17 protein-coding genes are annotated in these 13,658 nt (G+C 72.4%); 1 reads left to right on the plus strand and 16 read right to left on the minus strand.

The features are described from left to right. Positions 1–3 precede the first annotated feature (3 nt). From ADL08_RS33425 to ADL08_RS37430, 16 genes are all read right to left on the minus strand, one after another. Positions 4–2,259 (minus strand): phage minor capsid protein, encoded by a 2,256-nt coding sequence (locus ADL08_RS33425; protein WP_078968595.1) that lies wholly within the window; start codon positions 2,257–2,259, stop codon positions 4–6. Between the two features lie 18 nt (positions 2,260–2,277). Next, positions 2,278–3,699, minus strand: coding sequence for a phage portal protein (locus ADL08_RS33430; RefSeq protein ID WP_234352364.1), 1,422 nt, complete (start codon positions 3,697–3,699; stop codon positions 2,278–2,280). Positions 3,700–3,748: 49 nt separating this feature from the next. Further along, positions 3,749–4,171 carry an HNH endonuclease signature motif containing protein gene (locus ADL08_RS33435; protein WP_053649785.1) on the minus strand — a complete coding sequence of 141 codons (423 nt, stop codon included), beginning with the start codon at positions 4,169–4,171 and terminating at the stop codon, positions 3,749–3,751. 58 nt (positions 4,172–4,229) lie between these two features. After that, positions 4,230–5,465, minus strand: coding sequence for a PBSX family phage terminase large subunit (locus tag ADL08_RS33440; RefSeq protein ID WP_053649787.1), 1,236 nt, complete (start codon positions 5,463–5,465; stop codon positions 4,230–4,232). Next, a complete protein-coding gene (locus tag ADL08_RS33445) occupies positions 5,462–5,908 on the minus strand; it encodes a helix-turn-helix domain-containing protein (RefSeq protein WP_053649790.1) in 447 nt (148 codons plus the stop codon). Before ADL08_RS33445 ends, ADL08_RS33440 begins: the two co-directional genes overlap by 4 nt. Before the next feature lie 108 nt (positions 5,909–6,016). Next, positions 6,017–6,823 (minus strand): hypothetical protein, encoded by an 807-nt coding sequence (locus ADL08_RS33450; protein WP_053649792.1) that lies wholly within the window; start codon positions 6,821–6,823, stop codon positions 6,017–6,019. Further along, positions 6,820–7,170 carry a hypothetical protein gene (locus tag ADL08_RS33455; RefSeq protein WP_053649793.1) on the minus strand — a complete coding sequence of 117 codons (351 nt, stop codon included), beginning with the start codon at positions 7,168–7,170 and terminating at the stop codon, positions 6,820–6,822. The genes ADL08_RS33450 and ADL08_RS33455 overlap by 4 nt, the downstream gene beginning before the upstream one ends. Continuing rightward, positions 7,167–7,358 carry a hypothetical protein gene (locus ADL08_RS33460; protein WP_053649795.1) on the minus strand — a complete coding sequence of 64 codons (192 nt, stop codon included), beginning with the start codon at positions 7,356–7,358 and terminating at the stop codon, positions 7,167–7,169. The genes ADL08_RS33455 and ADL08_RS33460 overlap by 4 nt, the downstream gene beginning before the upstream one ends. Beyond that, positions 7,355–7,600, minus strand: a complete 246-nt coding sequence (locus ADL08_RS33465) for a hypothetical protein (RefSeq protein ID WP_053649797.1) — start codon at positions 7,598–7,600, stop codon at positions 7,355–7,357. Before ADL08_RS33465 ends, ADL08_RS33460 begins: the two co-directional genes overlap by 4 nt. After that, positions 7,597–8,415 carry a hypothetical protein gene (locus ADL08_RS33470; protein WP_053649798.1) on the minus strand — a complete coding sequence of 273 codons (819 nt, stop codon included), beginning with the start codon at positions 8,413–8,415 and terminating at the stop codon, positions 7,597–7,599. The genes ADL08_RS33465 and ADL08_RS33470 overlap by 4 nt, the downstream gene beginning before the upstream one ends. Continuing rightward, on the minus strand, positions 8,412–9,233 hold the full coding sequence (locus tag ADL08_RS33475) for a hypothetical protein (RefSeq protein ID WP_053649800.1): 822 nt from the start codon (positions 9,231–9,233) through the stop codon (positions 8,412–8,414). The genes ADL08_RS33470 and ADL08_RS33475 overlap by 4 nt, the downstream gene beginning before the upstream one ends. Positions 9,234–9,392: 159 nt before the next feature. Further along, on the minus strand, positions 9,393–10,400 hold the full coding sequence (locus ADL08_RS36225) for a DNA cytosine methyltransferase (RefSeq protein ID WP_234352365.1): 1,008 nt from the start codon (positions 10,398–10,400) through the stop codon (positions 9,393–9,395). A 62-nt stretch (positions 10,401–10,462) separates the two neighbouring features. After that, on the minus strand, positions 10,463–11,362 hold the full coding sequence (locus ADL08_RS33485; protein WP_053649804.1) for a recombinase RecT: 900 nt from the start codon (positions 11,360–11,362) through the stop codon (positions 10,463–10,465). Next, a complete protein-coding gene (locus tag ADL08_RS33490; protein WP_053649806.1) occupies positions 11,359–12,393 on the minus strand; it encodes a YqaJ viral recombinase family protein in 1,035 nt (344 codons plus the stop codon). Before ADL08_RS33490 ends, ADL08_RS33485 begins: the two co-directional genes overlap by 4 nt. Continuing rightward, complete coding sequence (locus ADL08_RS37425) at positions 12,390–12,668, minus strand: hypothetical protein (protein ID WP_053649808.1); 279 nt, start codon at positions 12,666–12,668, stop codon at positions 12,390–12,392. Before ADL08_RS37425 ends, ADL08_RS33490 begins: the two co-directional genes overlap by 4 nt. A 17-nt stretch (positions 12,669–12,685) precedes the next feature. Further along, positions 12,686–12,835 (minus strand): hypothetical protein, encoded by a 150-nt coding sequence (locus ADL08_RS37430; RefSeq protein WP_159043158.1) that lies wholly within the window; start codon positions 12,833–12,835, stop codon positions 12,686–12,688. A 211-nt stretch (positions 12,836–13,046) separates the two neighbouring features. On the opposite strand from ADL08_RS37430, the gene ADL08_RS33500 reads away from it, so the two are divergent. Next, positions 13,047–13,502: a hypothetical protein gene (locus ADL08_RS33500; protein WP_053649811.1), complete on the plus strand. Its 456-nt coding sequence runs from the start codon at positions 13,047–13,049 to the stop codon at positions 13,500–13,502. The last annotated feature ends 156 nt before the right edge of the window (positions 13,503–13,658 follow it).

Below are 13,658 nucleotides of genomic sequence, written 5' to 3' on the forward strand. Positions count from 1 at the left end.
CCCCTAGAACCGGCGTCGCTGGTCCTCACGTGATGCGCGGGCGGTCTCGCCTGCCTGCGTCCGGACCCCGGTCACCTGCTCGGTGAACTCCGTCAGGGTCACCCGGGGCGAGACCTCTTCCCAAAAGCGGATCAGGTCTTCCGATGCCCTCGCGTAGGCGACGTGGGCGGGGCCGCTGAACAGGGAGAAGGGATCGACGCCGGCGGACCGGGCGCGGCGGTTGAGCATGTTGCCGCGGGTGTAGTCCTCGGCGGCGAGCACCTGTAGATAGACGTGCTCGCGGTACATCTCGCGTATCTCCTCGCGGCTGTACGCCTCGCGTGCCTCGCGGTCGGCGAGGTCGCGCTCGTACGCCCATCGCTCGGCCGCGGACATGTGCTCGGTCCCGTCCGGCCCCCGTTCGAGGTCGCGTCCGTAGGCGCCCCACTCGTCCGGGTCCGCAGGCTGCGGGTCGTCGAGGTGCACGGGCTGCATGGCCGCGTCGAGGGCCTCGCGGGCGGCGAGGGTGTCCGCGACGGTCGCGCCCGCCGGGACCGCGGGCGGGGTGGCGGGGTATCGGCGGTCGATCTCTGCGGCGATCCGCGCGGCGTCATCGGGGGAGGCGTACCGCACCCCCCACACGAGGACGTCGTCGCCGAGCGCGGAGAGATCGGCGGCGAGCCGTCCGGCCGGGAAGAGATCGGCGAGCAGGCGCCGCCGGTGGACCTCGGCGCCGATCGCCGCCCGGTCGCCCTCGACGTGGCGGGCGCGGTCGGCGAGCTGCGCCTCGGACATGCCGACGAGGTCGCGGCGGACACCGGGCATGGCGGCGTCGATGTCGCGCCGGTCCATCTCGCCCATGATCCGCAGCATGTCCTCGTCGCCGAGGTGGACGGCGATCCGGGCGAGCTCGTCGTCGGAGAACTGCGCGAGGTCGTCGACGAGCCGGCCCTGCGGCCGGATGCGGGCGAGCAGTTCCTGCTCGTCGCGGCGGTCCGCCTCGGCGGCGATCCGGTCGCGGTCGCGCTCGTCGAGGACCCCCGGGCGCAGCGCGGCGCCGAGCTCGGTCTCGGTCATCTCCGGCAGGGTCCGCTCGTCGCCCGACCGGACCCGCGCCGCCTGCACGGCGTCGGCCGGGGGCGGCGGTGCGGTCGAAGGGAGGTTGCCCGCGCCCGGCTGCTCGCGCTCGCGGCGGCGGATGAGCTCGGGGTGCGCGGCGAGGTGGTCGCGCATCCGCCCCTGCCACTGACGCACCCGGGCCTCGGCCGCCGTCTTGGCCTCGGGCGTGAGCGCGGCGGCGCTCCGGTTCTTCCACTTGCGGATGCCGCGCTCGATCGCCCGCTGCTTCTGTGTCGCCTCGTACCCGTCGGGATCCTCGGACGCCTCGACCGGAACCCGGGTCACGCCCGGAAGGAACGCGGCGACGGAGTGCCGGCAGTTGGGGTGTTGCAGCCCTCGGCGGCGTGCCTCGTCGAGGCTTCCGGCGACGTGCACCTGCACGGTGCGCCCGTCCTCGACGGCGTGCTCGACCTCGATCGTCCGGGCGCCGTCGGGCCCGTCGAGCGTGAGCACGCGGCCCTCAAACGGGTCGCACAGCGGGCAGTCGTGGGGCGCGTTGCTGACGATCACGAGGTCGACGCCCGCCGCTCGCAGGCGGTCGCCGTGCGCCTCGACCGCGGCACGGGCCACGCTGGTGCGCACGGCCATCTCGGCGTACGAGGTCATCTGCCAGGACCGACCCGACCGGTCGACGAACGAGCGCAGCCCGCGGTCGGCCGCGCGGTCCATCGCCCGCTGTGTGGCCTGCCTGCGGGTGTCGATGCCGAGCAGCGGGGTCGCGGACACCTCGGCGATCACGCGTCGGTAGGCGTCCTCGACCCCCCGGAGAATCCCGCGGTGGGTCTGCGTGACGAGCTCGACGGTTTCCTGCGCGAGCCGGTCGACCGCCCGCGCGTTCGGGGTGCTCTCGGCGATCCGGCGGGCGTCGACGTCGGCCAGGGCGCCGAGCTCGGCGAGCCCGGACCGGGCGCCCACGTTGTACGCCTCGGCGACGACGCCGAACACCTCAAGCTGCATGGCGTCCGACAGAGCGGTGACGACGCCCTGCGCCGCGCGCCGCAAGGGCTGCACGTCGCGGAGCTTGGCCGTCGCCCACCCGGGCGCCTCGTAGCCTGCGGCGAGCTGCCGGGCGACGATGCCGAGCAGCCGCTGCTCGGCATCGGCGTACAAGTCGCGGACACCGGCCGAGAGATCCTCGACCATCCCGGGGTGAATCGGCACGGCGCCCCCTCGATCCCGTCAGAGCAGGGCGCCCGCCTGCATGGGGTCGGGCACGGCCTGCCCGGTCTCGGCGAGGATGCGGTCGGTTTCCTCCCGCACCGCGGTCTCGTCCCAGTCCGGATGCAGGATGCGCACGCGGGTCTCGACGCTGATCGCCTGCGCCTGCACGAGCAGGGCGAGGGTCTGCGCGGTCGCCTGCGGGTCCTCGCTGACCGAGTCCCCGAACACGACGCGCGGGCGCTCGACCACAAGGGACGGGGTGAACAGGCGCCGGTCGAGCAGCAGCATCACGTGCAGCATGTGCGCGAGGGGCGCCTGCCAGTACCGCGCTTTCTTGTCGCGGGTGATCATCGACCGGCGTTCGCGGGCCTTGACCTCGGTCGCGGTCGCGGCGACCTGATCGCCGATCCCGAAGGACTGCGCGGAGTAGCCGGCGGAGCGCACGGCCTGCTGCACGATCGCGTCGGCGCTGCTCTGGTGCTCGGCGACCCTGATCGCGAACTGCGACAAGGTGATACCGGCACCGCCGCTCTCGGTCGGTGGAATCGCGAGGGCCTGCCAGACCTCGCGGTCCTCGTCCCAGGATGCGCCGCGGCCGGGGCCGTGGTCGCGCAGGTAGGCGTCAGGCACGATCAGGCGGGCGCGGGCGAGCCTGATATCGCGCAGCCACGATGTCCACACCGAATCGAGCGCGTCCATCAAGTCATGCAGCGGGGCGGCGTAGTCGGACCGGCCGAACGGAGCACCCCGGTACTTCCGGTGGGGCCGGATGTTCGGCACGTATGCGGCGGTGAGCTCGTCGATCCCGGTCGCGATGCCGTCGCCGTCGCCGTCCGGGTCGAGGGAGTCCACCAGGGCGGCGACGTCGGGGTGCTCGGCCAGGGGCACGCGGACGCCGAGGCGGTCCGGGGTCCCCTGGTAGAGCCCGTGTCGGATGAATCCCGGCTCGTGTCGTTCGAGGTGGCGCCACACGGTGGCGGTGTCCGAGCCGGACAGCTCCCGCCAGAACGTGACCCCGGTCAGCACGCCCCATCGGAAGTCCGGCACGGCCGAGTCGGCGTGCACGGTGGTGAGGAGCGGGCGGGCCGCAAGGCTGCTGTCCCACGTGGCGCGCAGGAAGACCCCGCCGAGGGCCGCCCCGATCTCGGCCGCTTCGAGCAGCGAGTTCGCCACGCCGCCGGCCTCGACGAGCTCGCCGAGCCGGTCCTGCGTGGCCCGGTCCTCGACCGTGAGCACGGGGGGCTCGGAGAAAAGCAAGTCCGCCGAGGTCGAGGCGAGGTCACCCGCGAGCGGGATGTGCATTCGGTTGTCGGGCCGCCCCGGTGTCGGGTTGGCGCGCGCCCACAGCCGGCGCCGCCCGTCCTGTCGTCGCCCGTGGTCGCGGTAGACGGCGGCGAGCCGCTTGCGGTCGCCGGAGTACCAAGCGTCGTCGACCGCCATATCGCGCAGCAGACCGGCGAGCTGCGGTGGCGGCCACGGCACGTTTCCGTCAGGCAGGGGCACAGCTCACCCCCCGCCGTCTGCTCTGCGCCCGCCGGCATGTCCGGCAGCGTCGGTTTCCGCCCGGGGCGACGTAGGTGTTCGAGGTGGTGAACGGGTGCCCGTGGACGCAATGGGTCTGTCGGGCCCGGCGGGCGGCGATGCCGACACCGCGCAGTACGTTCGTTTGCTGCGTGACCGGTTCGAGGTGGCCCGGGTTCACGCACCCGCGGTTGCGGCACAGGTGGTCGATCACGAGGCCGGCGGGGATCGGGCCGCGCAGGGTCTCGTACGCGACCCGGTGCGCGAGCCGGACGCGCCCGCTGATCTTGAACTGCGCGTATCCGTTGGTCTGCCGGTGGCCGGTCCACTGCCAGCAGCCGCCCTCGGCGTCGTCGATCTTCGCGAGGAATCGGTCGGTCCAGTCGCGCACAGCGCCCCCCTTGCAGACAAGGCAGAGCCCCGGACGTCGAGGACGGCCGGGGCTGCGGTTACGTGGGCTGCGCGATCAGGTGGCGCCACTCGTGCGCCGTCGAGTGGACCGCGTAGCGCAGCGCATCGGTTGAGTGGTCGTCTTTCTTCACCGGCCGGTCTTCACCACGGGCGGCGGCGGCCGAGTCCCAGACGTACGCGGGCAGTTCGTCGAGCAGTCCTGCACACGAGCGGTGGATGCTCAGCAGCCCCGAGTCGAGCGCGGTCGCGGTGGATCGGATGCCGTCGAGCACGCTGTTCCGGGCGCTGGTGACCCCGGGGTGCCCGTCGGCCCAAAGCTGAGTAGAGAAGCTCGTCGCGCTCGGGTCGACGAACGTCCATTCCGGCACGACGTCCAGCTCGGCGAGCCACTCGCGCACGGCGCGGGAGTAGGCGGCATCGGTCATCTGCCGGTGCACCTTGCGGGAGTCGTGGCGCCACTCGGCGACCGCGTACAGCCGGTCGTCGTCGCCGAGGCCGAGCAGGATCGCCGCGAACGGGGCGGTCGTGCCGTAGTCGATGCCGAGCCAGTGCCGCCGGATCGGGGGCAGCTCGTCGACGACGTGCACCTGCTCGTCGAAGCCGTCGAAGATCGCACCCTCGGCCACGACCCAAAGCCCGTCGATCATGCGCTTGCGCCAAAGGCCGGTGTACTCGGCGGTCAGCGCCGTGACGTACGCCGGCGACAGAGACGGGTTGTCGGCGAGGCGGAAGTGAAAGGCGACGAGGTCGAGTTCGTGCTCGCGGTCGAGGTAGCCCGTGCGCAGCCAGTGCCGCGGCGAGTCGGGGTTAGTGGTGCCAATCAGCATCGCCCCGGGCACGGACAGGCGGGCGAGGAGCTGCACGAAGAACGGTTCGGGCAGCAGGGTGATCTCGTCGACGTAGGCGACGGCGGCGGTCAGACCGCGCAGCCTGCCCTCGGCCCGAGCGTCGCTCGCGCCGATCAGGTGCACGGTGCGCCCCATGATCACGGCTGTGGTGGCGCCGCGGGTGTGGTGTACCTCGTCGGCGATGTCGGCGAACAACAGCGCGTCTTGCAGGGGTTCGAGCACGTTGCGCTCGATCGTTTGCAGGCTCCGGCCGCAGACGAGGATCAGGCCCGAGGCGGGCGCGCGGCGGATCGCCAAGAGGAAGCGGAGCAGGCTTGCGATCGTCTTTCCCGAGCGCACGCTGCCGTGCCATATGCAGATACGGGCCTGCGCTCGGCGGACCGAGTCGAGCTGCTTGTCGGAGAACGGGAGGGGCGAGGAACTCACCCCCCGCCGGTGTCTCCCTCTGCCGGCCCGAGCAGGGCGTCGGCGAGGCGGTCGAGCATGGCGCCGCCCTTGCTGCCGGTCCCGGTGTGGCGGGCGAGTTCGGACACGCGGGCGTGCACCTCGGCCAGTGCGCGGGCGGCGGTGGCGCGGTCGCGTGCGTCGCGGGCGCTCTCGGCGCCGCCGACTTGCTCGACCTGTCGCAGGGCGCCGTCGAGGGCCTCGTCGGCGAGCAGCTCGCGGCGGGCGGCGGCGTCGGCGCGGTGGGCGTGTGTGGCTGCGGCGACCCGGGCGCCGCCGGTGAAGGTGAGCCCGAGTTCGTTCGCGATCTTGCTCACGGTGGCGGCGGCGCGGTTGATCGTCCGGGCGATCTCGTTGCGGGTCTTGCCCGCGGCGTGCAGCCGCTGCACCTCTTGCCGGTCGCGGTCGGTGATGGGGTCGGCCACGCACTCACCTCCCGGGGGACATGCGAACGCCCCGCCGCGGGGGGAGCGGCGGGGCGTACGAGTGAGGGGCCGTCTTCCGGGCACGCCGGAGGCACCACCGACTATAGGTCACGAATTGATAACGACGCAAGCGGTCTCGGCGTCCAGTTCCGCAGCAGTGAGCGCGCCCACCAGAGCGACGAGGTCACCCCACCCCCACACGCGCCGCGCCCGCTCGTCGAGCGGCACGGGCGCGGTGCACCCCTGCCCGGTCGAGCAGGTCACGCTCGGCGGCCCGTCCGGGTCCGTGTGCAGGGTGAGCTCACCCGCGCACCACGGGCACGCCCGGTCGGGCACGGGCGTACTGCGCTGATCGAGACCGAGGGTCCGCAGCAGTCGGCCCTCGGCGATCCGCACCGTGCGCCGTGCCTCGTGCAGCAGGTGCTCGGGCAGTGCCAGGAACGGGGCCGCCGCGGGGGTGCCGTCGAGGTGCTGCTCGGCGTCGGTGTCCTCGTCGAGCACGCGCCCCTCGACCCACACGCAGGCGTAGTGCAGCCCATGTGCCCGAGACCCTGCCACGCTGCGGGCATCCGGTGCGCCCGGGTCCTGGTAGTCCCACCGGCGAGGGTCGCCCCGCTCGACGAGCTGAACGGCGGCGGCGAGGGTGTCGGCGAGCTCGAAGATCGCCCGCTCGATCGCGAGGCCGGCGTCGAGCGCGGCGAGGTTGAGCGGGGCAGGGTGCTCTCGGAGCACGAGCGGGGCCCGGCCCTCGACGACGAGGGGCTCGTCGTCGCTCTCGCGCATGGTGTGCGCGAGCTGCCTCGGGGGCCAGACGTCCGCAGGTGGGGTCTCGATCGCGAGCAGCAGCTCGCCCCACTGCTGCCTGATGGTGCGCAGCGCGGCGACCGCCTCGTACACGGCCGTGGCGCCGTTCATCGCTGCCCCCCGACCGCGAGCTGCTGCCGCAGGTGCTCGGCTTCGGCCGCGGCCTGGTCGCGGTCGCTCTCGGTCTCGACGAGGGCCTGCTCGGCGGCCTCGATCCGCGAGTGCAGGCGCATCGCTGCTGCCTGCTGCCCCGCGGCACTGCGTCGGTGCGTGTCGCTCTCGCTCACCTCGGCCTCGATGTCGAGCCGAAGCTGCGCGCAGTCCTCGGGGGTGAGCACGCCGCGGTCGGCGCGGGCGAGCAGCAGCAGGAAGCGGGCTCGCCGCTCGTCGCGGCTGAGATCGCGGAGCAGGGTCCGGCCGCGGCGGGAGTCGGCACGGGTGCGGGCGTGGCGTGTCATGAGCGGTGGTCTCCGTTCTTGGCCCGGTAGGGGGCCGACGAGCAGGCGGTGCAGTCGGGCGAGCAGGCGACGCGGTCGAGGGTGCGCAGCTCGCGGTCGAGTCGGTCGTCGAGGCGGACGGCGTAGGCGAGGGCCGCGCCGAGGGCGAGCACGAGCGCGGCGCCGAGGAGGAGCAGGGCGGGCGTCACGGGGTCGGTTCTCCGTCCGTGCGGGTAAGGCGGATCAGCCGACCGACGAGGCGCCGAGCGCGCGAGGTCTCCCGCGCGCGAGGCGCGACCGGTCGCGCGGGGTGGGCGCTGTTGAGCTCCCATCCGTCGATGGCGAGACGGTCGAGCAGGGATGCGGCGGTCAGGGTGGCGAGGTGCGGGTGCACGTCGAGCGTGTCGGTCAGGTGGGCGGCGATCGAGGCACGGGCGGCGGGCGGGGTCATCGGCGGTGTCCTCCGGTGGTGTGGCGGGCTCGGGCCTCGCGGGGGGTCGGCGGTTGGCACATCAGGGCGGCGAGCCGGCGGCGCTCGGCGTCGGCCTGTTCCTCCGAGACGTCGAGTCGGGCGATCAGGGCCTGAATCCGCGAGTCGTGCACGGTGCCGAGGTTTCGGCGGCCCTTGCCGTGGCGCCGGAATCCGCTCTGGCACGGGTGGTCGGCGGCGGCGTGGCAGTGGGGGCACGGCACGCTGTACGGGTCCGGCACTCCCTCGTCGACGAGGGCCTGACGGTGGGCGCGGCTCGGCCGGTGCGGGGCGAGCTGCCGTGCGACGTGATCGGGCATGTACCGCCGTGGGCCCTCGCCGACCCCCGAGAGCAGCGAGGCGAGACGTTTCTGCCCGGCGGGGTCGATCTGCGCCCTGTACTCCGAGGGCGGCGCCTGGCCGAGGGCGACCGCGGCCCGGGTGCGCAGCAGTTCCTCGCGCCACGCTTCCGCGTCGTCCGGGTCGGTGGCGGGCAGGGGGTCGGTGTGGCGCTGCATGAGCTCGCCCCGGTGCGGCGCCCACGCGGCGAGGACGTCGTGCGGTTCGATCGCTCGGAACCGGGCCGACTGGTCGCCCTTGCCCCGCTCGTAGTAGTGATCGACGGCGCGGGCGGCGTCCCACCCGGTGGCGGGAACGGTGGCGGGGACGTAGCCGAGGGCGGCCGTCCACTCGGTGATGGTGCGGGCCGCCTGCTGCGGGTCGGCGAGCGAGCGGCGTACGCGGGAGTCCCATCGACCCGCGTAGGCGAGCAGGGCGGTCAACTGCTGTTCGTTCACGGTCGGCCCTCCTTCTGGGCTTGCAGCAACGCCAACCCCGCGGCGAGGTTGTCGGCGTAGTCGGTGTGGGGAATTCCCCTGGCGTTCGCGGCGAACTGCGCACGCGGGGCGGGGCGCTCGGCGGCGGCGCCGAGGTCGCTCCAGACCTTGAGCCAGTAGCGGGCCGATTTGGGCTCGCTACCGGGTCCGGTGCGGCGGGCGGCGAGGTCGACGAGGGCCTCGACGCCGTGTGCCTGTACGAGCCGGTGGGCGTCGCGCTGCTCGCCGAGACCGAGCGTCCAGCGGACGACCACGCCGGCGGCGGCGAGCGCGTCGCCGAGCGGTTGCAGTTCGGGGATCAGCGGTGACCGGTTCGCGCGCGGCTGCTGCTGTGGTTGTTGTTGTGTTCTGTTGCTTAGGTTCTGGGGGCCGATTCCCGGTCCCCCTCGGGCCGGATTCCGGCCCCCCTCCGGGCCGATCTCCGGCCCCCCGGGGGCCGATTCCCGACCCGGGCCGGATTTCGACCCGGGCCGGATACCGGCCCCCTCATACGGGGATGCATCGGGCATCGCCGTGTCGACGAGGGGGAGCCGGTAGACGGTCTCCCCGCCCGGCCCGCAAACGCCCTCGACGACTGCGAGCTCGCCGGACGCGAGCAGCACGTCGACGGCTTTGCGCACGGTCGAGCGGGCCGCCCGCGTACGCCGCACGAGCATCGCGGTACCGGCGTAGGCGACACCGTCAGCGTTGGCCACGCGGGCGATGGCGAGCAGCACCATGCGGGCGTTGCCCGTGGTGGCGGACCGGTCCCATACCCAGTCCGTTGCGATGCTGCTCAACTGTCCTTCTCCTGATCGGTGTTGGCGACCCGGGCGGTTCGGGCCGTCCGGCGAGGGCGGCGGGTGTGTGGGCGGGGCAGCGGTGGCCGATGAGGTAGTGCCGGACACCCTCGGCGGCACCGCAGCGGCGACGAGCAGGGCCGTCCCAGTGGTCGCAGATCACGCGGCGAGCAGCAGACCGGCACGGGCCAGGAGCAGCCGCACAGCGGCCTCGGCCTGCGCGGGGCACACCCCGTTCCCGAGCGCCCGAAGCTGTGCCTTACGGCTGAGACCGGGCACGGCGGTCACATGTCCCTCGGGGAGCCCGAGCATCCACTCGACGAACTCGGGGGAGTGGCGACCTCGATCGTCAACTGCCCCCGGGGCGGGACGGGTGAGCCGCTCCCACTGCTCGACCGCGGGGCCATAGACCCCCCACCCGAAAGCAGCGGCAGCAACAGGGGCAGCGGCGGCGTGCCGATCCCCGTTCCGTACCGGCGACGCATCCGCTCGCGCCGCGCCGTCCAGAACTCCAGTTCGACGCCGTCGTCGTGACGAGTCGAGATCGGCGTCGGCAACAGACGAGCGATGAACGTCACGAGATCGCTGCCACCCGCCCCCGGCCTGTTCGCCCGCGCGTAGTCCGGCCTCCGCTCCGCATCGGCCGCGACGGGAGTCGGCAGGCCAGGCAACGACGAAGATCCGATCACGCTGGTGGGGAGCGCCGACCTCCGAAGCGCGAACGCACGCCCACTCCGCATCGAACCCGAGGCCGGCCAGGCTCCCGAGAACGGCGCCGAGAGCTCGAAGAGTTCGGGGAGCGCCGGAACCCGCATCCACAGCCGGTTCGTCCGGTCCCATGCCCCGATCGGCTTTCGCCGTGAGCAGTCCGCGCACATTCTCGATCACCACCAAAGAGGGTCGTAGGGATTGGATTGCTCGGGCGACGTGCAACCACAGCCCCGAGCGAGTGCCCTCGGCGATGCCCGCGCCCTTGCCCGCGACGCTCACATCGGTGCACGGGAACCCGGCCGTCAGGACATCGACGGCGAGGGCCTGGTCGTCGAACCCGACCCCGGTCAGGTCCCCCAGGTTCGGCACGTCCGGCCAGTGATGGGCGAGGATCGCCGCGGCCTGCGGATCGTTCTCCACATGCCACGCCACGGACCCGCCGAGCACCGACTGCACAGCAAGATCGAGCCCCCCGAATCCGGAGCACAGCGACCCGATCCGCGGCCCGGAGACACCCATCAGGAACCGTCCGCGGCGCCCGGCTCGACCGCCTCGGGCCACCCCGAGAACTCGGCCGGCACGTCCTCGACGACGCCCTGCTGCGCCCCTCCGGGCTGCTCGACGACCTCGCCCTCGATGTACTCGGGCGGCGCGTCGAATCCTTCGGGCGAGGCATCCCGCCGCACGCCCCCGTCGTGGGCGACCGCGCGGGCGAGCTCGGCCGACTTGGGCAGCAGCTTGAACAACTGCCGGATGACCGTCTTGCGCGCCATCGCGTCGTAGTCGCTCGCCCACGGGCCCGAGTCCCGCGCCTTGCTGCGCTGCCGGATCGCCTCGACGTCCTCGCGGCTCATCACCACGAACGCCGACCCGCCGTTCGCCATCTTGGCCACCGCGTAGTAGTCCGTCGGGCGCCCGCGGTCCGACCGCGCCGGAACGTGCCGCAGAACGGGGTCGAGCCCGTAGGCGAACTCGAAATCGTCGTTCTCGTGCACCGTGTGCGCGGCCAGACCCGCGGCGGCGGGGTGCTGCCAGAACAGCCGGATCATGCCCTGATAGCCGATCACGAGCTGCACCTCGTACGCCCGGACCCGCTTGTTCCAGAAAGGCAACAGATACGCCTCGCCGAGCGCCCCGCCCGGTTCGAGCCCGAGCTGCGCGCAGGTCATCAGCGCGCCGCCGAACGACTCCTGTGTGCACTCGGCGAGATGCTCGACCCTGCGCAGCTCGGTCAACGCGATCCGGGCAATGCGTTCGGGGTTGGCCACGTGGGCGGGCAGCGCGCGGGCGATCTCCCCACGCATGGACTGCACGAACTGCGCGAGGTTCGGCTGCTGCGTGACGGCGCCGCGGTTGGCGGACTGGCGGGCAGGGACGTTCCTTCGACTGGCGACTCGATCGGCGAGGTTGGTGCTCACGCTGCGTTCTCCTTCGGGACGACGAGGCGTCGGGCACGGTGGGCCCGGTACTCGGCGGGGTGCTCGGCGGCGAGGGCTGCGGTATCGAGCGCGTCGACGCGGTGCGTGTACTGCTGTGCGAGGTCCGGGTGCGCGGCGGCGAATCGTTTCGTCGCGAGCGGCCCGTTCTGGCGGAAGGTGTAGGCGGTACGCCCCTGAACCTTGACGACCTCGGCCTCGCCAGCGAGGAACTTCAACCGGTTGTCGACCTCGCGCAGTTCATCGGTCGTCCGTTCCTCACGTGCCTTGAGCTCGCGCCGGCGGTCGAGCAGCGGCAGCACGTCGGCGGGGTCGGCGACCGTCACGGCATCCCGGCGGCCCTGGTGCAGGTGCCCGAGCAGTGCTGCGGTCGCCTCGGAACCGTCGACGGGCGGCGGCACCCGGTCGAGCACGTTCTGCCAGAACGCCCCGACGATCTCGACGAGGTGCTCGACGAGGGTCTCGTCGCGCGCCACACGGTGGATGACCAGCCGGTTTCCGCCAAGCAGCGCGGCGACGTGAGCGTGCCGATATCCGGTGACGGCGAGGTACCAGTGCGTTTGCAGGGCCGGCCCGTCCGGCACGCCGAGCAGCCACTCGTCGAGCTGGAACGCGCTGCGGGTCTTGATCTCCAACAGGCTCGACGGCACCGAACCCTGCTCGATCACGAACCGGTCGACGTTGGCCAGCATCCACGGACGCTCGACATGCGCGAGCATCCCCGGACCCTCGACCACGCCGAGCCCGGTCCGCTCGGAGAACACCCGCGCGACCGTCGGCTCGTGCGCATGTCCCCAGAACGCTGCCTCTTCCAGTTCCGGCGAGCGCGGCACCTCGCCGAGCTCGCCGAGCTTGTCGAGGTACAGCTCGATCGGCGACGTGTACCTGCTCATCCCGAGCACCGCGGCGACGTCCGAGCCACCGATACCGGCCCGCCGAGCGGCGAGCCACTCCTCGCGGTCCAAGTTCGGCGGGGCGGTCACGACACCGGTCGGTGTGACCCGGGCGCTCACTGTTCCCCACCCACGTACCGCACGTAGACACGGTGTTCCGGCACTCCGGCGACGACCACGGTCCGCGCGGCGGCCTCGTAGGTACCGGCCGGGGCGTACGCGGTGAGCCGCGCACGACGGATCGCCTGCGCCGCGGCAGCGGCGCGCTTGCCGGTCGCCGCCCGCTGGACGACGCCCCACTGCCGGGGGTGCGCCCGCAGCTTCGAGGCGGCGACGGCGTGCTTGGTGTTCTTCCGCTTTACGGGCGGCGGACCGATGAAGTCGACGTTCGACACGTCCTGTCCTCCCTCCCTCACGCTGCGGTCTGCTGATCGGCGTGCTCGGCGCGCGCCCGGTGGACATGAGGGGCCAGGATTCGGCGAATGAGGTCGATCTGCTCCGTGCTCGGCCGGTCGTTCTCGGGCGCCTCGGACGGCGCCGACTCGGTCTCTCGATCTGACATGGGTCCCCCTCCCATCTGTTGCTGAACGCGAACAGGCGCACCCCGAAGGGCATCCGCTTTGGGTGGATTGCCTGTTCGTGTTTCCGAACAGCTACAGGCTAGGCATGGCAGAAAACGCACGTCAACGAGGTTCCGAGGTGGGCAACCCCGCCTAATGGCTGGTTAGATAAGACTGTTCGCGTTTCGCGACAAGAACGGAGATGAGAAAACCGTGCCGAGTGACGCCGCCATAGGCGCCCCCGCGGCCGAGGGAGACGGGCCGGCCGAGCTGCTGCGCGACATCGTGCAGGCGGCGATCCAGGCCGAGCCGCTGCGCGAGATCGCCGCCCGCGCCGTCGACCCCGAGACCGGTAGAGGCATCCCGCACACCACGCTGCCCAAGATCGCCAAAGGCGAGGGGTACCGGCGCGGTGAACCGTGGCTACTGCGAGCCCTCGCCGCCGGCCTCAACATCGACCGCGCACGAATCCAGTTGGCCGCATCAAGGGAGTGGACAGAGTTGGACGTCGCCACCCTCAAGACCAACAAGCCAGGGACGACAGTCGTCGTCGCCTATGCGGAGGGAACAAGTCCGTCGGACCTGCCCGTTCTCCAAGAACGCCTAAAAGAGTTGGGTTTGGGTGACCTGCGAATCCTCCCCGCGGAGGGCCGTGACGCAGGGTCCTAGTCGCGTGACCTGCGGCGATATGGGCGGTACTGTGAATGAGCCTTTGCCTCGGGCATATGTTCGAGTGCAAGGTTCCGCCATGCCACAAGGGGGGGCATACCTTGTTCCGCGTCCGCCGTACCCGACTCGACAAACACACACCGGCCGCCGGCGTCG

Origin of the sequence: Streptomyces sp. NRRL F-6492 (assembly GCF_001280125.1) — a bacterium.
Taxonomy (GTDB): Bacteria; Actinomycetota; Actinomycetes; order Streptomycetales; family Streptomycetaceae; genus Streptomyces.

What these genes read in the sequence shown, in the direction of transcription:
- ADL08_RS33430 (WP_234352364.1), bottom strand. Translation starts at nt 3,699, where the DNA reads ATGGCGGTCGACGACGCTTGGTACTCCGGCGACCGCAAGCGGCTCGCC.
- ADL08_RS33450 (WP_053649792.1), bottom strand. Translation starts at nt 6,823, where the DNA reads ATGAACGGCGCCACGGCCGTGTACGAGGCGGTCGCCGCGCTGCGCACC.
- ADL08_RS33455 (WP_053649793.1), bottom strand. Translation starts at nt 7,170, where the DNA reads ATGACACGCCACGCCCGCACCCGTGCCGACTCCCGCCGCGGCCGGACC.
- ADL08_RS33465 (WP_053649797.1), bottom strand. Translation starts at nt 7,600, where the DNA reads ATGACCCCGCCCGCCGCCCGTGCCTCGATCGCCGCCCACCTGACCGAC.
- ADL08_RS37430 (WP_159043158.1), bottom strand. Translation starts at nt 12,835, where the DNA reads ATGTCAGATCGAGAGACCGAGTCGGCGCCGTCCGAGGCGCCCGAGAAC.